This window comes from Pseudomonas cyclaminis (assembly GCF_015163715.1).
Taxonomy (GTDB): Bacteria; Pseudomonadota; Gammaproteobacteria; order Pseudomonadales; family Pseudomonadaceae; genus Aquipseudomonas; species Aquipseudomonas cyclaminis.
On the sequence record NZ_JADDUM010000176.1, the window covers coordinates 1 to 16,828 of the forward strand.

The following is a 16,828-nucleotide window of genomic DNA, read 5'->3' on the forward strand; positions in this document are numbered from 1 at the left end:
CCCCTCCCACATTTTTATCGTGTTGTGTCAGCGGTTTCCGTCTACCGGATCGAGATCGGCCAACTCCGCCTCATCCAACCCATTCCCGCCGCCAATCTCGTCTTCATCCACAATACTCAGGTCGTAGTCCGCCGGATTATCCTCACCTTCCTCCAGGACATCCCGCGCACCATCCTCATGGATCAGGGTTTCCGGGCTCATATCGTCATCGGTCGGCTCGTGATCATCGGTCGAAGCACCCGTCAGACCGGCTTCACGCACCCGTTCGTCGGGCATCAGATGCTCGCGCTCGCGGCGCGGAATTTCATCGCCGATTTCCGCCGTCGGTTCCTCTTCGTCAAAATCCAGCTCACGCATCGAACCCATGCGATCTTCGTTATCGTCAATCGGTTCGGGCTGGGTAGCGCCGTAGGGACGTCGTGATTCAGTCATGGCCAATCCTCATACTGTGGGGCTTATAGTGTGTGGACAGGCACGGCGCGCCAAAGATTCAAGCTAATTTGCGCATCGCGTGACCTGGACGAAGGGTCGACAGTCACAAAACTGCGCATCATTCCTGAGGCTTTCCCTGATGAACGAACTACAAGACCTGCTTGATAACAACGAACGCTGGGCGGATGCGATCAAACAGGAAGATCCCGAATTCTTCGCCAAGCTCGCCCGCCAGCAAACCCCGGAATACCTGTGGATCGGCTGTTCCGACGCCCGTGTGCCGGCCAACGAGATCGTCGGCATGCTGCCGGGTGATCTGTTTGTGCACCGCAACGTGGCCAACGTGGTGCTGCACACCGACCTCAACTGCCTGTCGGTGATCCAGTACGCAGTCGACGTACTCAAGGTCAAACACATCCTCGTCACCGGTCACTATGGCTGCGGCGGCGTGCGGGCGTCGATGCAGGATCGCCAGTTCGGCCTGATCGACGGCTGGCTGCGCACCATTCGCGACCTGTACTACGAAAACCGCGACGTGCTGGCCCAGTTGCCGACCGAAGAAGAGCGCGTAGACCGCATGTGCGAGCTGAACGTGATCCAGCAGGTGGCCAACGTCGGCCACACCAGCATTGTGCAAAACGCCTGGCACCGTGGGCAGAGCCTGTCGATCCATGGTTGCATCTACGGCATCAAGGATGGCCGCTGGAAGAGCTTGAACACCACCATCAGTGGCTTTGAGCAACTGCCGCCGCAATACCGCCTGCGTCCACTGGGCGAAGCCTAAGGCCGTTTGCGCTTGCGCCACTTGGCCATGAAGGCCTGGCCTTCGGCATTCAATGGCTCCCGGCTGCCGGTGATCCAGCCCCGGCAGTTCAGCTCGCCGCACTGGCAAGCGAACTGCCGGAACAGCACATCTTCAGTGCTGGCGTAATCCAGGGTCAGCCAGGCGCCGGCCGAGATGGGTTGCACGGTCCAGAGCTCCAGGTACGTGGTGTCGAAGAACACATTCGGGTTGCACGAATGCTGTAAGAGGCCGCAGAACCAACAGTCGTACAAGTGGATGCGCGGGGACAACTGCAGCGTGTGCAGGCGTCGCTCGCCCACTGCGTAGCCGGAGACCATGGCAATGCGCGTGCGGCCGTCCAAGGCTTTGCGCGCCTTGATTCCACCTCCCGCATCATTCGCAGTGCGTACGACCTTGAACTGCTCGGACGAAGGGTAGCCTTGTTCAATTCGCAGGGTCTTGAACGGGTATAAACATTCACTCGCAGCAGTTTTAGCCTTATCCATGGCATGAGTTTTCATAACTCTCCTTGGTTAGGCTGCATCGACCTGCGAGTGGTGTCTGACGGCCAGTCTTGCAGCAGATGGGCGCGGCTCAAGACTCGCTCAAGTTGGATCCGATTTCTACTGTCAAATATGACAGTAGAAGCGGGTCGTTTTTTCTGCGGTTTACAACGCAGGCTCCGTGATTAGGGGGGCAGGAGCGGCGTTCCTCAGCTGTTTCAACTGAGTTTTGATCGCTGACGTGGCGCACTTGGCGTTGGCCTGCTCCGGGCTCAGTTTGCGCACCGAGGTGTAGAACAGCTCACAGGTCTGTTCTTTGCGCGTGACCTGCCAGGTGTTCATACAGGCCTTGAGCAGCACATTCGGATCACTGGCCGGTTTCTGGCCCATCCCGGCCTGCCAGCAGGCGGCACTGAGATCCTGGCCCATCACCTTCAAGCCCGCCTCGTCGGCCTTTTGCTCGTCGCCATCATAGGACTCGGGGTCGGCGGCATACCAGATGTAGCTGGGATGGTTGGACCCCAATACCGAAACGCTTTTGCCCTGGGCCGGGCTGATCTGTGCCAGCCCGAGCACATTCACGGTTTGCCCGTATTGCTGCTTGATCCAGCTGCGCACCGGTGCCCCGAACGCCACCATCGGCAGCGAGCCGTCGGGCAGCAGGCTCAGTTCCTTGACCATGCGGGTCTGGTAATCAGTGAAGTAGCTATAGACGCCTTCCAGGTCTTTGCCCGCCGTGGACGGCGCGGCGATCGGGGCGATATCGATCATGGTCTGGTAGGCCGGGGTTTCGGCGGCCGGCACGCCGTTGTCGGTGAGCAGGTCGGCCCAGCGATCCGTGGTTTTCGATTCCAGGTAGTCCTGGGCCTGGGTGAGTGAATAGTCCGGCGGGAAGTGCATCAGCTCAATGCTTTTGCGGTTTTCCAACGCCATGCCCAACGGCAGGAACAGATACCAGTTAAACGCCCATTTACCGTCGCTGTTGAGCTTGCTGGCGCCCTGGTAGGCCAGGTCGGCGGTATTGAGCAGTGTTGTCAGGGGCTGGCCATAACTGTCCGGTACGCCGCTGAAGGTCGCGGCCACCTGGCCGTCATGGACCTTGACGCTGACCTTGGCTCGGCTATAACCATCGCGCTGCACGCTCTGGTTCAGGTAGTGCTCGACGGTCTGCTCCAGCGTCCATGGCCGAAAGCAGATCACGTTGCAGTTATTGGGGTAAGCGAACAACTGGGTGACACGCTGCGTGCTGCCCAGCGGTACTTCGATGTCAGCTTGAGCGACCGCACTGGCCATCAGTGCGGCCAGGGTCAAAGACAGCCTGGTCGGTGTAAACATAGTTGGTTCCTTGTCAGCGAAAGCCCGTCTGCGCGGGGTGAAAGCCCACCTCCTCACAGTAGCGGCTGACCAGGAAAACCGCGTGCTAAATCGCTGGGCGTGTCGCTATTGGATAAGAAAACCTACAGGTTGAACTGCAAGGCGTTGCTCAAATCGCCCATGGGCTTCTGGCCACGGGCGATCATCGCGTCATCGCGCTGCTTGAGGCCGTCCAGGGTCTCCAGTTGGAAGACCCGGGTAATCAACCGCAGGATCGACGCGGTGTCGTACACCGTATGGTCCACCGTGCCTTTACGTGCGAACGGCGATACCACCAGCGCCGGAACCCGCGTGCCAGGGCCCCAGCGATCGCCTTTGGGCGGTGCGACGTGGTCCCACCAGCCGCCGTTTTCATCGACGGTGACGATCACCACCATGTTTTTCCACTGCGGGCTGTCCTGCAGCACCTTCAACGCGCGGGCGATATGGCGGTCGCCCGAGGCCACGTCGGCGTAACCGGCATGCATGTTCAGGTTGCCCTGGGGTTTGTAGAAACTCACGGCCGGCAGCTTGCCAGCCTGGGCATCGGCGAAAAACTTATTGGTGCTGGACTCATCGCCCAAACCGCCATCGCGCAGGCGCTTGTCGCGTTCCGCACGGTTCTCGGGCCCCTGTTTTTTGAAATAGTTGAACGGCTGGTGGTGGTACTGGAAGTTCGGGATTTTCGGAATGCCCCCCGAATCCTTGAACTGATCCAGCGTCGCCTGCCAGGCCCCGGCGTACCAGGCCCAGTCGACGTGCTTTTTCGACAGCTTGTCGCCGATGTGCTCGTGGGTCTGCGGCACCAGCACGTTGGGCAGGTCGGGTTTGGAATAGTCTGGATTTTGCGGGTCGCGAATCCAGGTCGGCCAATAGGGCGGGGCCAGGGTATTCACGGCGAAACCGTCCGGGGTCAGCGCGCTGGGGCCGAACTGCGGTGGGCCAGTCATGGCGCTGGCCGGGGATTTTTCGAGCGGTTTGAGGCGTGTGTCGGTCGGGTCATCGCTTTGCAGCGTGGCGATCTGCGCCTTGGCCACTGACGCGGCGGCATTCGGATACACCGGCGCGGTAGCGCTGATCAGGTACTGGTGGTTAAGGAATGAACCGCCGAACGCACCCTGGAAGAAGTTATCGCAGAGCACAAACTCCTTGGCCACGTCCCACAGGCGCAGGGAATAACGGCTTTGAGCGTAACGGCCCATCACCAGCCCGCCGGAATCCGCCCAGGCGACGAAGCCATCGTTCTTGCCGCCGTTGATCTGCATCTGGTTCTGGTAAAACACGTGCCACAAATCGCGGGTGACCAGGCTCAGCGGCAGGTCCTCGCCACTCGGCCCCTTGAGGTCGAAAGGGGCGTTGGGCAGGTTTTCCTGGAATTGCACTTCGCTGGGGTACGTCACCCCGTCGACGGTTTGCGGGCCAACTTGCAGTACGCCGCCCCAGGCCGGTGGCAGCGTGTTCAATAAGCTGCCATCGCGATCGCGTTGCTGAGTGTCGGTTGCGGCAAGCGCGGAAAGCGGTTTCTCAACACCTGGGAAATCCGCAAACAGATTGTTGAAGCTGCGGTTCTCGGCATAGATCACCACCACGGTTTTCACCTGGTCCTGCAAGGCCTTGTCCAATTCCTGGGGCGTGAGTGGCCGCGCTGCAGGTTTTGCCGGCGCGTCACTGGTGTGGCCGCAGGCACTCAAGGTCGCCCCCACCCCCAACACTGCCGCGCCTCCCAGGAAGCGCCGCCGGCTGCTGTCTACCGGCGGATTGGATGTGGAACCTGGGGCAGGGCGGTCTTCGTGCTCGTCACTCATTGCGGGGAGTCCTTGCTGGCGAGTTGTTGCAAGATATTTCGCAGGACGGTAGCAATGCAATGTGACGGAACGAAGACAGGCATTAGAGCAAGCGCCGTGCCCTATGGCATCACCGGCGGCAGATACGTCAACGTCGTCCCCAGCGCCCATAGCAAAAACAACACCAGCGGCGTGTGCACCAGCAACTGCACAAACGAAAACCCGATCAGATCCCGCGCTTTGAGCCCCAGCACCCCCAGCAACGGCAGCATGTAGAACGGGTTAATCAGGTTCGGCAGCGCCTCGGCCGCGTTGTAGATCTGCACCGACCACCCCAAGTGGTATTGCAGATCATTGGCCACTTGCATCACGTACGGCGCTTCGATGATCCATTTGCCGCCGCCCGACGGGATAAAGAAGCCCAGCACCGCCGAGTACACGCCCATCAGCAGCGCGTAGGTATCGTGGGAGGCGATGGAGGTGAAGAAGGTCGAGATATGGTGCGCCAGCGTCTGTCCGTCAGCGCCTTTCACCACCGTCATCAGCGCCGCAATCGAGCCGTACAGCGGGAATTGGATCAGCACGCCAGTGGTGGTCGGCACCGCCCGGGCCACCGCATCCAGGAAGCTGCGCGGGCGCCAATGCAGCAGCGCACCGACCATGATGAACAGGAAGTTGTAGGTGTTGAGCCCCGAGATGGCGCTGATCGCCGGCTTGGTCGAGAACTCGTGGAACAGCCAACCCGCCGCCAGCAGTGCCAGCAGGATGGTCAGCAGCGGGCTGTGTTCCAGCCATTCGCCGGGGCGCGTCGGTGCTTGCGGCTTGGGCAGGTTGAAGGCCGGGTCGACGCCGCAGGCCTTGGCGTCACGGGCGCTGTTCGGGCCGGGCGCGGTGGCGTAGGCGATGATCAGCGACACCACAATCAGCGCCAGTAACAGCACGCCGGATTGCCACAGAAAGATGGTCTCGGTAAACGGGATCATCCCGGTGATCGCCAGAATCGACGGCGGCAGGCTGGCCGGGTTGGCCTGCAACTGTGCGGCCGACGATGACAACCCCAGCGCCCACACCGCGCCCAAGCCCAGGTAGGCTGCGGCCCCGGCTGCGCGGTAGTCCATGCGCAAATCCGTACGCCGGGCCAGCGCCCGCACCAGCAACCCGCCGAACACCAGGGACAGGCCCCAGTTGAGCAACGAGGCGACCATGGAGATCAGCGCCACCCAGGCCACGGCTGAACGGCCGTTCTTCGGAATGCGTGCCAGGCGGTCAATCAATTTGACCGCCGGCGGCGAACTGGCGACCACGTAACCGCCGATCACCACAAACGCCATTTGCATGGTGAACGGGATCAGGCTCCAGAACCCATCGCCAAAGGCCTTGGCGGCTTCGGTGGGCGCCGCGCCCATGCCCAGGGTCGCCACGGCGACGATGATCACCGCGAGCGCGGCGAACACCCAGGAGTCAGGGAACCAGCGTTCGGCGAAGTTGGAGCAACGCAGGGCAAATCGGGCATAACGGCTTTCTTCGATAGCATCGGCCACGGGTCGTACCTCTTGTATTTATTATGTGCGGCAGTTTTCGCGCATGTTCCTCCACGGCCATTGATATGGGAATGCAGTTATCTTCATCGATCCATGAGGAAAACAAATATATCTGCGGCGATTGCCATCAACCGGCTCAGCTCATAACCTGCACGCCATTTTGTTTGTCTGCCGAGCTTCTACATGACTGCCACCTTTTCTTCACAGGCGCAGCGTTTTTCCCGCTCCGACTACAAAACCCTGGGCCTGGCCGCCCTGGGCGGCGCCCTGGAAATCTACGATTTCATTATTTTCGTGTTTTTTGCGCTGACCCTCAGCCAACTGTTTTTCCCACCGGAAATGCCCGAGTGGCTGCGCCTGCTGCAAAGCTTCGGCATCTTCGTCACCGGCTATCTGGCGCGCCGCTGGGCGGGATCCTGATGGCGCACTTTGCCGACCACCTGGGGCGTAAGCGCGTGTTCAGCCTCAGCATCCTGATGATGGCGTTGCCATGCCTGCTGATCGGGATCATGCCGACCTATGCGCAAATCGGTTATTTCGCCCCGCTGATCCTCCTCGCACTGCGCGTGCTCCAAGGCGCCGCGGTCGGCGGCGAAGTGCCCAGCGCCTGGACCTTCGTGGCCGAGCACGCACCGCGCAATCACCGTGGCTACGCGCTGGGCTTTCTGCAAGCCGGCCTGACCTTCGGCTACCTGCTCGGTGCCTTGACCGCCACGCTGCTGGCGCAAGTCTTCACCCCGGCCGAAATCCTGGATTACGCCTGGCGTTTTCCGTTCCTGCTCGGCGGTGTGTTCGGCGTGATCGGCGTCTGGCTGCGTCGCTGGCTCAGCGAAACCCCGGTGTTCCTCGAAATGCAGGCCCGCCGCCAGGCCGCCGCTGAACTGCCCCTGCGCACCGTACTGCGCGACCACCGCGCCGTCTTGTTGCCGGCGATGATCCTCACCTGCGTGCTCACCTCCGCCGTGGTGGTCCTCGTGGTCATCACCCCGACCATGATGCAAAAAACCTTTGGTATGAGCCCCAGTCACACCTTCGCCCTGAGCGCCTTGGGCATCGTGTTCCTGAACATCGGCTGCGTCCTCGCCGGCCTGCTGGTGGACCGCATCGGCGCCTGGCGCGCGGTGCTGGTCTACAGCCTGTTGCTGCCAATGGGCATCGCGTTGCTGTACGCCAGCCTGATCAATGGCGGCGTGTGGCTGGGCGCGGCGTACGCCGTGGCGGGCTTGAGCTGCGGCGTGGTGGGCGCGGTGCCGTCGGTGATGGTCGGGCTGTTTCCGGCCCAGGTGCGGGTGTCGGGGATTTCCTTTACCTACAACATTGCCTACGCGTTGTGGGCGAGCACCACGCCGCTGATGCTGATCGCGTTGATGCCTGCCAGCCCGTGGATCTGCGTGGGGTATTGCGTGGTGATGGGGGCGGTGGGCGTGGCGAGTGTGGCGCTGTTTGGCAAGCGTCACGCGTTAGATGCGGTTACAAAAGGGGTCTAAAGGCTATCAATTGACGATTAGGGGCCTCACTCCTATAGTCACGTCGATTCCCGATGAGTACTTTCCCCCCATGACTCAGACCGCCTTTATCAACCCTGAAATCCTGTCCTGGTCACGCCAGCGGGCAGGGCTGTCTGAGGCACAAGTTGCCAAAGGTCTTACGGTCAAATTGGAGAGGGTTAGGGAGTGGGAAGGTGGTCAGCGCCTTCCCTCATTTAACCAGGCGCAGAAGTGGGCAGCTGTTGTGCACGTCCCTTTTGGTTTTCTGTTTCTCAACGCCCCGCCGCAGGAGCATCTTCCGCTTCCTGACCTGCGCACTGTGGGTGGCGTTTTTCCAGACAAACCTAGTTTGAACCTGATGGACACTGTGAGAGATGTGCTCCGCAAGCAGGACTGGTACTTGGAATATTTGCATGATCACGAACGAGCCCCGCTGCCTTTCGTGGGAAGTTTCAGTAGCCGTTCGCCCATCAACGACGTGGTTACAGATATTCGACGCGTACTCTGCGTGACGGACGGCTTCGCTCGTATGGGTTATGAAGACTATGTGAGAGCTTTGGTAAATGGCGCTGAGGCGGCTGGCATCCTTGTTATGCGCAGCGGTGTTGCTTTGGGAAACACCCACCGCAGGCTTGATGTCAGTGAGTTTCGCGGATTTGCGATCAGCAATGCGCTGGCTCCGGTGGTTTTCATCAACAGTGCGGACGCGCCGGCGGCCCGGCTATTTACATTGATGCATGAGCTGGCGCACATCTGGATTGGTAGTACGGGTGTCTCGGATGGCAATAGTCAGAGTTCCCGCCAGGAGGAGACTTTTTGCAACGCTGTGGCGGGAGAGTTTCTGGCGCCGGAACTGGTTTTCCGAGTGCTCTGGGATTTGAATGTGCACTGGCAAGAAAACCTCTCGCCCCTGGCCGGACGCTTTCACGTCAGTACACTGGTTATTGCTCGTCGTGCTCGTGATCTTGGCTACATCAGCAGTGATCAATATGGCGCCTACTACCTGCGTATCTTGCAGGAATACAGAAATAAGGAAGGTAGTGGGGGGGATTACTACCGCACGGCGACTATTAGAAACAGCACGCGCTTGAGCAAGGCTGTTTTGGCTGAAGCACAGAGCGGCCGGATTTTGCTGCGGGATGCGGGGAAACTGCTGGGTGTGCGGCCTGCCAAGTTGAAGGCTTATGGGATGAAACTGTCGGCATGAAGCATCTATTGGATTCGAATACGCTGATCGAGGCCAAAAACCGCTATTACGGAATGACTATTTGTCCGGGTTACTGGGCATGGCTTCTTCAACAACATCAGGCTCTGGAAATTGCCAGCATCGTGCCAGTAAGAGACGAACTGGCCAGAGGCAATGACGACTTGACCGAGTGGGTTAAAGGCAACACGCACCTGTTTGAAGACTCCAGCGATGAGCTGACTCAGACTGCGTTTGGACATATCGTCGCAGAGATTGCGCAACAGGTTCCTGTGATGAAGGCCGGAGCGTTTGAGGAGTTTCTTGAGGGTGCAGATCCCTGGTTGATTGCCAAGGCGATGACAACGGGTGCGGTGGTTGTCACGCATGAGGTCTATAACCCTGACATCAAACGCAAATTCACCATTCCCAATGTGTGTTCATTGTTTGGCGTGCCTTACATGAACACATTTGAGTTGCTTGGCAAGCTCGATGCTCGCTTTGTTTTGCATCATTAAAACGATTGAGAGGAAAAGCGCTTCCCCTCAATACGGCATTTTCAGGTCAGGAAGTGCCACAACAGCAACGTACCGACCAACCCAACCACCGAAACAATCGTCTGCAGCACCGACCATACCCAAATCGTCTGTTTCAGCTGCAAGCCAAAGTATTCACGCACCATCCAGAACCCGGCGTCGTTGACGTGGCAGAAGAACACCGAACCCGCGCCAATCGCCAGTGCCACCAGTGAGCTTTGCGTGGCGGCCAACCCCGCCATCATCGGCGCGAGGATACCGGCTGTGGTGGTCGTGGCAACGGTGGCCGAACCGGTGGCCTGGCGCAGTGCCACTGCAATCAGCCAGGCCAGCAGCAGATACGGCATGTGTGCGCCTTCGGCGACTTTGCTGATGGTCTGGCTCACACCTGCGTCGAGCAGGGTTTGCTTGAGGCCGCCGCCAGCGCCAATGGTCAGCAGCAATACCGCGATGGGGGCGAGAGCCTTGCGCAAGGTGTTGCCGACTTCAGTGCGCGGCATGCCGGCGGCCCAGCCAAGGCAGACGACGGCGGCGATCACCGCCAGGCCGAGAGCGATCAGCGGTTCGCCGAGGAATTTTAGCGTGAGGCCGACGGTACTTTCCGGCGCCAGCGCGACCTTGGCCAAGGTGCTGCCGAGCATCAAGATCACCGGCAACAAAATGATCAGCAACGACACCCCAAAGCTTGGCTGCCGCGGGGCCTTGGGCGGTGCGCTGAACAGTGCGCCGATCTCAGCCGGTTCATCCACGTGCAGGCGCTTGGACAGCCAGTTGCCGTAGATCGGCCCCGCCAGAATCACCGCCGGAACCGCCAGGCACAAGCCCAGCAACATGGTCAGGCCCAGGTCGGCGTGCAACGCACCCACCGCAATCAGAGGCCCAGGGTGCGGCGGCATCAAGGCGTGCAGGGTGGTCATGCCGGCCAGTGCCGGGATGGCGATTTTCAGCAACGGCTGGTTCGAGCGTTTGGCCATGACGAAGATGATCGGCACCATCATCACAAGGCCCACTTCGAAGAACAGCGGTAGACCGATCACCATCGCCACCAGCGCCATCACCCACGGCAATGACTTGCCCTTGCCCAGCCCCAGCAACGTCGTGGCGATGCGGTCGGCCGCGCCGGATTCGGCCATCAGCGCGCCGAGCATTGCGCCTAGGGCAATGATGATCCCGGCTTCACCCAGGATCGCACCGGCGCCCTTGCTGAAGGCCTTGGCAACTTCTTCGGGCGGCAGCCCGGCGCCAACGCCGGCGATAAAGGTGCCGATCAAGATCGACAAAAACGGCGGTAATTTGGTGGCGCTGATCAGCACGATGATGCTGGCGATGGCCAGCAGTAAACAGAACATCAGGCGGGTGTCGTGAACCAGCCACGCAGCAGTCGATAACTCCAAGACGGGACTCCTTATCGAACAGGTTGGTAAAATTGTTTCTTTTTGTTTCCTGTTTCAAAATCATACCCTATAACGCCCGCCGCAGAGCCCTTGCTGTCGGTTTTGTAATCTTTGCTCCACCGCCCTGATAAGTCGCGAGCGCTACATTGCCTGCGCTTGGACTTCATGGGCGTGGAACTCTCGTTATGGCAATTTCCGTTAAAAAACTGGTCGGGGCGACGTTGCTGTGGGCGGCTGCAAACGCGACGCTGGCGCAACCCCTGACCCTCGATTCCGCCCTGCAAACCGCCTTCGCCAACAACCCGGACCTGGCCGCCGCGCAATGGGAAATCGACATCGCTGCTGGCGGTCGTCGGCAGGCTGGGTTGATCCCCAATCCGGTCGTGTCCTGGGACGCCGAAGACACTCGCCGCGAATCCCGCACCACCACCGTCAAGCTCAGCCAGACCCTGGAGTTGGGGGGTAAACGCAGCGCGCGCATCGACGTAGCCACCCGTGGCCAAGACGCCGCCGCGCTGACCCTGGATCAGCGCCGCAACACCCTGCGCACCGAGGTGATCGACAGCTATTACGCTGCCCTTCGCGCCCAGGAGCGGCTCGATCTGGCGCAACGTTCCCTGGCCCTGGCCGAACGCGGTCTTGGGGTCGCCAACGGCCGCGTCAGCGCCGGCAAGTCATCACCGGTGGAAGCCACCCGCGCCCAGGTGCAGTTGTCGCAAATCCGCCTGGAATTGAACCGCGCACAGATCGGCCTCGCTGACGCGTATCGCCGGCTGGCCGCCAGCACCGGTAACGCCGCCGCCGACTTTGACGCTGTCGCCACGCCAATCCAATCCACACCGGCCCTGCCGCCTGCCGCGCAGTTGCTGGCACGCCTTGGGCAGACCGCTGAGCTGCGTCTGGCCGAACTGCGCATTCAGCAAAGCGAGGCCAATGTGAGCCTGGAAAAAACCCAGCGCATTCCCGACCTCGATGTGTCCATCGGCAGCCAATACGACGCCACTGTGCGCGAGCGCGTGAACCTGGTGGGCGTGTCGATGCCGATCCCGCTGTTCAACCGCAACCAGGGCAACGTGCTCGCCGCCACCCGCCGTGCCGACCAGGCCCGCGACCTGCGCAATGCCGCTGAGTTGCGCCTGCGCACCGAAACCCGCCAGGCCCTCGACCTGTGGCACGCCGCCAATACCGAGGTGCGCGCGTTCAACCAGCAGATCCTGCCCGCCGCCCAAAGTGCGGTGGATGCCGCCACCCGTGGCTTCGAGATGGGCAAGTTCAACTTCCTCGACGTGCTCGACGCGCAGCGCACCCTGATCGCGGCGCGCACCCAATACCTCACCGCCACTGCCCAGGCCACCGACGCCTGGCTACGCATCGAGCGGATTTACGGCGACCTCGCCCGCTTCTGATTTTTTCTGGAGTTCTCTATGAATACGAAACACGGCGTGGCGCTTGTCGTCGCCCTGGGCTTGATGCTGTCCAGCCTGGCCAATGCCGAGGAAGAAGAAGGCGCGCTCGAACTCACCGCGCAGCAAATCGAGGCCGCCGGCATTCAATTCGCCCAGGCCCAACCCCGGCCCATCAGCACCCTGCTGACGCTGCCGGGAGAGGTGCGTTTTGACGAAGATCGCACCTCCCACATCGTCCCGCGTGCAGCCGGGGTAGTTGAGTCGGTGAAGGTCAATCTCGGTCAGACGGTGAAGAAGGGCGAGCTGCTGGCGGTAATTGCCAGCCAGCAGATTTCCGATCAGCGCAGCGAGTTGGCCGCCAGCGAGCGCCGGGTCGAACTGGCGCGCACCACCTTCCAACGCGAACGCCAGTTATGGCAAGACAAGATCTCCGCCGAGCAGGATTACCTGCTGGCGCGCCAGGCCCTGCAAGAGGCCGAAATCGCCCTCAACAATGCCCGCCAGAAGATGACCGCCCTGAGTGGCAGTGCCGTATTGGTGGGCGGCAATCGCTACGAACTGCGTGCGCCATTCGCCGGTGTGGTGGTGGAAAAGCACCTGGGTGTCGGCGAGGTCGTCAGCGAAACCAGCAACGCCTTCACCCTCTCGGACCTGTCCCAGGTGTGGGTCACCTTCGGCGTATTCCCCAAGGACTTGAACAAGGTTCGCATCGGCAAACCGGTGACCGTCAGCTCCACGGAAATGGGCACCGATGTGCGCGGCACCGTGGCCTACGTCGGCAATCTGCTCGGCGAACAAACGCGTACCGCCACCGTACGCGTGAGCGTGCCCAACCCGGATGACGCCTGGCGCCCAGGGCTGTTTGTCACCGTGCAACTGGCCACGGACACCGCCCAGGCCAAGGTCACCATCCCTCAGGAAGCGATCCAGACGGTCGAGGACAAGCCCTCGGTATTTGTGCGCACACCAGACGGTTTTATCACCCGCCACCTTGAGTTGGGCGTCAGTCAGAACGGCTACGTCGAAGTGCGCCAGGGGCTGGCCGCCGGCGAGCAGGTGGCCACGGTCGGCAGCTTCATCCTCAAGTCCGAACTGGGCAAAGGCTCGGCCGAGCACGCCCATTGATCCTGCGAGTGATTCCCCATGTTTGAGCGCCTTATCCAATTCGCCATCGAGCAGCGCATCATCGTGCTGCTGGCGGTGCTGTTGATGGCCGGTATCGGCATCGCCAGCTATCAAAAGTTGCCCATCGACGCGGTGCCCGACATCACCAACGTACAGGTGCAGATCAACTCTGCGGCGGCCGGGTTTTCGCCGTTGGAAACCGAGCAACGCATCACCTTTCCCATTGAAACGGCCATGGCCGGGTTGCCGGGTTTGCAGCAGACGCGTTCGCTGTCGCGCTCCGGCTTGTCCCAGGTCACGGTGATTTTCAAGGACGGTACCGACCTGTTCTTTGCCCGCCAACTGGTCAATGAGCGCCTGCAAGTGGCCCGCGAGCAATTGCCCAGTGGCATCGAAACGGCGATGGGGCCGATCTCCACCGGGCTCGGGGAAATTTTCCTGTGGACCGTGGAAGCCAAGGACGGTGCGCTCAAGGACGACGGCACGCCTTACACGCCAACGGACTTGCGCGTGATCCAGGACTGGATCATCAAGCCGCAACTGCGCAACGTGCCGGGCGTGGCCGAGATCAACACCATTGGCGGTTTTGCCAAGGAATACCAGATTGCCCCTGATCCCAAGCGCCTGGCGGCTTACAACCTGACCTTGAACGATCTGGTCACGGCGCTGGAGCGCAACAACGCCAACGTCGGCGCCGGTTATATCGAGCGCAGTGGCGAGCAACTGCTGATCCGCGCACCGGGGCAATTGGCGTCCATCAATGACATCGCCAACATTGTCATCACGTCTACGGACGGCACGCCGATCCGCGTGCGCAATGTGGCCCAGGTCGAGATCGGCCGTGAACTGCGCACCGGCGCCGCTACGGAAAACGGCCGTGAAGTGGTGCTGGGCACGGTGTTTATGTTGATCGGCGAAAACAGCCGCAGCGTGTCCCAGGCCGTGGCGAAAAAACTTGCAGAGATCAACCGTTCGCTGCCCGAAGGCGTGATGGCCGTCACCGTTTACGACCGCACCAACCTTGTCGAAAAAGCCATCGCCACCGTCAAGAAAAACCTTTTCGAAGGCGCGCTGTTGGTGGTCGCGGTGCTGTTTCTGTTCCTGGGCAATATCCGGGCGGCGTTGATCACCGCAATGGTGATTCCCCTGGCGATGCTGTTCACCTTCACCGGCATGTTCACCCACAAAGTCAGCGCCAACCTGATGAGCCTCGGCGCGCTGGACTTCGGCATTATCGTCGACGGCGCGGTGGTGATCGTCGAGAACGCCATCCGCCGCCTGGCCCATGCGCAACAGCGCCATGGCCGTCTGTTGACCCGTAGCGAGCGCCTGCACGAAGTGTTTGCCGCCGCCAAGGAGGCACGGCGTGCGCTGATCTTTGGGCAATTGATCATCATGGTCGTCTACCTGCCGATCTTCGCCCTCACCGGCGTGGCCGGGAAGATGTTCCACCCCATGGCCTTCACCGTGGTGATCGCCTTGCTCGGCGCGATGATTCTGTCGGTGACCTTCGTACCGGCGGCGATTGCGCTGTTTGTCACCGGCAAGGTCAAGGAAGAGGAGAACCTGGTGATGCGCAGCGCACGCCGGGTGTATGCGCCGGTGCTGGACTGGGTGATGACGCGACGTCCGCTGGTGTTCGGTCTGGCACTGCTGAGCATCGTCGCTTCGGGCGCGGTGGCCAGCCGCATGGGCAGTGAATTTATCCCCAGCCTCAGCGAAGGCGACTTCGCCCAACAGGCCCTGCGGGTACCCGGCACCAGCCTCACGCAATCGGTGCAGATGCAGCAGCAGCTTGAGAAGGTAATGATGGCCCAGGTGCCGGAAATCGAGCGGGTATTTGCGCGCACCGGTACCGCAGAAATTGCCTCCGACCCGATGCCGCCGAATATTTCCGACAGCTACGTGATGCTCAAGCCGAAGGACCAATGGCCCGATCCGAAAAAATCCCGCGAGGCGCTGATCGCCGATATCCAACGCGCCAGTGCGATTGTGCCGGGCAGTGCGTATGAGCTGTCGCAGCCGATCCAACTGCGCTTCAACGAGCTGATTTCCGGGGTACGCAGTGATGTGGCGGTGAAGGTGTTTGGCGATGACATGGCAGTACTGAACAGGACCGCCGGGGAAATCGCCGAGACCTTGCAGCAGCTCGATGGCGCCTCGGAAGTGAAGGTGGAACAGACCTCCGGTTTGCCAGTGCTGACCATCAATATCGACCGCGACAAGGCGGCGCGTTTTGGCCTGAATGTCGGCGATGTGCAGGACACTCTCGCGGTGGCCGTCGGTGGGCGCCAGGCCGGTACGTTGTATGAAGGCGACCGTCGTTTCGACATGGTTGTGCGTTTGTCCGACGCGTTGCGCACCGATATCGACGGCCTGTCACGGCTGCTGATTCCGGTGCCGGCGCAGGCCTCCGGGCAATTGGGTTTTATTGCCTTGTCCCAAGTCGCCAGCCTGGACCTCGTGCTCGGCCCGAACCAGATCAGCCGCGAGAGCGGCAAGCGTCTGGTGATCGTCAGCGCCAACGTGCGCGGGCGCGATATTGGCTCGTTCGTGGCAGAGGCCGAAGCGGCGATCACCAGCCAAGTGAAAGTACCGGCGGGCTACTGGACCACCTGGGGCGGCCAGTTCGAACAGCTCAAGGAAGCCTCCGAGCGCTTGCGCATCGTGGTGCCGGTGGCGCTGCTGCTGGTGTTCGGCTTGCTGTTCATGATGTTCAACAACCTCAAGGACGGGCTGCTGGTGTTTACCGGCATTCCGTTCGCCTTGACCGGTGGGATCATGGCCCTGTGGCTGCGCGATATCCCTTTGTCGATCTCGGCAGGGGTGGGCTTTATCGCGTTGTCCGGCGTGGCGGTGCTCAACGGTCTGGTGATGATTGCCTTCATCCGCAACCTGCGCGAGGAAGGGCGTTCATTGTCGGTGGCGATCACCGAGGGTGCGCTGACCCGACTGCGCCCCGTGTTGATGACCGCGTTGGTAGCGTCCCTCGGGTTTATCCCCATGGCGTTGGCCACCGGCACCGGGGCTGAGGTGCAAAGGCCGCTGGCAACAGTGGTGATCGGCGGGATTATCTCCTCGACGTTGCTGACCTTGCTGGTGTTGCCGGCGTTGTACCAGTGGGCGCATCGCAAGGAAGAGGGCACGGCTTAAGATGCTTAGGGTGCTCAAGGTGCTCAAGGTGCTCAAGGTGCTCAAGGTGCTTAAGGTGCTTAGGGTATGGTTTTTGTGGTGAGCGGGCTTGCCCCGCGCTGGGCTGGCGCCAGAGCCCCATCAAGCCGCCCCCGTTTTTCCAGACAA

The 16,828-nt window shown here is 61.1% G+C and carries 12 protein-coding genes and 1 pseudogene; 7 read left to right on the forward strand and 6 right to left on the reverse strand.

Going from position 1 to position 16,828, the window contains the following annotated elements:
- Nucleotides 1-27: 27 nt before the first annotated feature.
- A complete protein-coding gene (locus IQK56_RS20825) occupies nt 28-432 on the reverse strand; it encodes a serine kinase/phosphatase (protein WP_193863737.1) in 405 nt (134 codons plus the stop codon).
- A 139-nt stretch (nt 433-571) separates the two neighbouring features.
- Here IQK56_RS20825 and can point away from each other — a divergent pair, with 139 nt between their 5' ends.
- On the forward strand, nt 572-1,216 hold the full coding sequence (gene can, locus IQK56_RS20830) for a carbonate dehydratase (RefSeq protein WP_003188288.1): 645 nt from the start codon (nt 572-574) through the stop codon (nt 1,214-1,216).
- On the opposite strand, the gene IQK56_RS20835 is transcribed toward can, so the two are convergent.
- The 4 genes from IQK56_RS20835 to IQK56_RS20850 form a co-directional block, all read right to left on the reverse strand.
- The gene (locus IQK56_RS20835) at nt 1,213-1,737 is read right to left on the reverse strand and encodes an SET domain-containing protein-lysine N-methyltransferase (RefSeq protein WP_193863736.1); all 525 of its coding nucleotides are present in this window, start codon (nt 1,735-1,737) and stop codon (nt 1,213-1,215) included. The genes can and IQK56_RS20835 overlap by 4 nt on opposite strands.
- Nucleotides 1,738-1,884: 147 nt before the next feature.
- The gene (locus tag IQK56_RS20840) at nt 1,885-3,054 is read right to left on the reverse strand and encodes a hypothetical protein (protein ID WP_150760859.1); all 1,170 of its coding nucleotides are present in this window, start codon (nt 3,052-3,054) and stop codon (nt 1,885-1,887) included.
- 122 nt (nt 3,055-3,176) lie between these two features.
- On the reverse strand, nt 3,177-4,877 hold the full coding sequence (locus tag IQK56_RS20845) for an acid phosphatase (RefSeq protein WP_193863735.1): 1,701 nt from the start codon (nt 4,875-4,877) through the stop codon (nt 3,177-3,179).
- A gap of 101 nt (nt 4,878-4,978) precedes the next feature.
- Complete coding sequence (locus IQK56_RS20850) at nt 4,979-6,397, reverse strand: short-chain fatty acid transporter (protein ID WP_099583907.1); 1,419 nt, start codon at nt 6,395-6,397, stop codon at nt 4,979-4,981.
- Between the two features lie 183 nt (nt 6,398-6,580).
- Here IQK56_RS20850 and IQK56_RS20855 point away from each other — a divergent pair.
- From IQK56_RS20855 to IQK56_RS20865, 3 genes and pseudogenes are all read left to right on the forward strand, one after another.
- A pseudogene (locus IQK56_RS20855) lies at nt 6,581-7,884 on the forward strand (MFS transporter).
- A 70-nt stretch (nt 7,885-7,954) separates the two neighbouring features.
- Nucleotides 7,955-9,091: an XRE family transcriptional regulator gene (locus IQK56_RS20860; protein ID WP_193863733.1), complete on the forward strand. Its 1,137-nt coding sequence runs from the start codon at nt 7,955-7,957 to the stop codon at nt 9,089-9,091.
- A complete protein-coding gene (locus IQK56_RS20865) occupies nt 9,088-9,585 on the forward strand; it encodes a DUF4411 family protein (RefSeq protein WP_122309031.1) in 498 nt (165 codons plus the stop codon). Before IQK56_RS20860 ends, IQK56_RS20865 begins: the two co-directional genes overlap by 4 nt.
- Before the next feature lie 41 nt (nt 9,586-9,626).
- Here the strand turns inward: IQK56_RS20865 and IQK56_RS20870 are convergent, their stop codons facing one another.
- Complete coding sequence (locus IQK56_RS20870; protein WP_122309033.1) at nt 9,627-10,997, reverse strand: GntT/GntP/DsdX family permease; 1,371 nt, start codon at nt 10,995-10,997, stop codon at nt 9,627-9,629.
- A 185-nt stretch (nt 10,998-11,182) separates the two neighbouring features.
- Between IQK56_RS20870 and IQK56_RS20875 the strand changes: the two genes are divergently transcribed.
- From IQK56_RS20875 to IQK56_RS20885, 3 genes are read left to right on the forward strand one after another with little or no spacing between them, the layout of a single operon-like run.
- Nucleotides 11,183-12,403: a TolC family protein gene (locus IQK56_RS20875; protein WP_193863732.1), complete on the forward strand. Its 1,221-nt coding sequence runs from the start codon at nt 11,183-11,185 to the stop codon at nt 12,401-12,403.
- Nucleotides 12,404-12,421: 18 nt separating this feature from the next.
- Complete coding sequence (locus tag IQK56_RS20880) at nt 12,422-13,528, forward strand: efflux RND transporter periplasmic adaptor subunit (RefSeq protein ID WP_193863731.1); 1,107 nt, start codon at nt 12,422-12,424, stop codon at nt 13,526-13,528.
- An 18-nt stretch (nt 13,529-13,546) separates the two neighbouring features.
- Nucleotides 13,547-16,681, forward strand: a complete 3,135-nt coding sequence (locus IQK56_RS20885; protein ID WP_193863730.1) for a CusA/CzcA family heavy metal efflux RND transporter — start codon at nt 13,547-13,549, stop codon at nt 16,679-16,681.
- Nucleotides 16,682-16,828: the final 147 nt, after the last annotated feature.

Bases quoted from the DNA above. Each gene is read 5' to 3' on its own strand.
- IQK56_RS20825 (WP_193863737.1), bottom strand. From the start codon at position 432: ATGACTGAATCACGACGTCCCTACGGCGCTACCCAGCCCGAACCGATT.
- can (WP_003188288.1), top strand. From the start codon at position 572: ATGAACGAACTACAAGACCTGCTTGATAACAACGAACGCTGGGCGGAT.
- IQK56_RS20835 (WP_193863736.1), bottom strand. From the start codon at position 1,737: ATGAAAACTCATGCCATGGATAAGGCTAAAACTGCTGCGAGTGAATGT.
- IQK56_RS20840 (WP_150760859.1), bottom strand. From the start codon at position 3,054: ATGTTTACACCGACCAGGCTGTCTTTGACCCTGGCCGCACTGATGGCC.
- IQK56_RS20845 (WP_193863735.1), bottom strand. From the start codon at position 4,877: ATGAGTGACGAGCACGAAGACCGCCCTGCCCCAGGTTCCACATCCAAT.
- IQK56_RS20860 (WP_193863733.1), top strand. From the start codon at position 7,955: ATGACTCAGACCGCCTTTATCAACCCTGAAATCCTGTCCTGGTCACGC.
- IQK56_RS20865 (WP_122309031.1), top strand. From the start codon at position 9,088: ATGAAGCATCTATTGGATTCGAATACGCTGATCGAGGCCAAAAACCGC.
- IQK56_RS20875 (WP_193863732.1), top strand. From the start codon at position 11,183: ATGGCAATTTCCGTTAAAAAACTGGTCGGGGCGACGTTGCTGTGGGCG.
- IQK56_RS20880 (WP_193863731.1), top strand. From the start codon at position 12,422: ATGAATACGAAACACGGCGTGGCGCTTGTCGTCGCCCTGGGCTTGATG.
- IQK56_RS20885 (WP_193863730.1), top strand. From the start codon at position 13,547: ATGTTTGAGCGCCTTATCCAATTCGCCATCGAGCAGCGCATCATCGTG.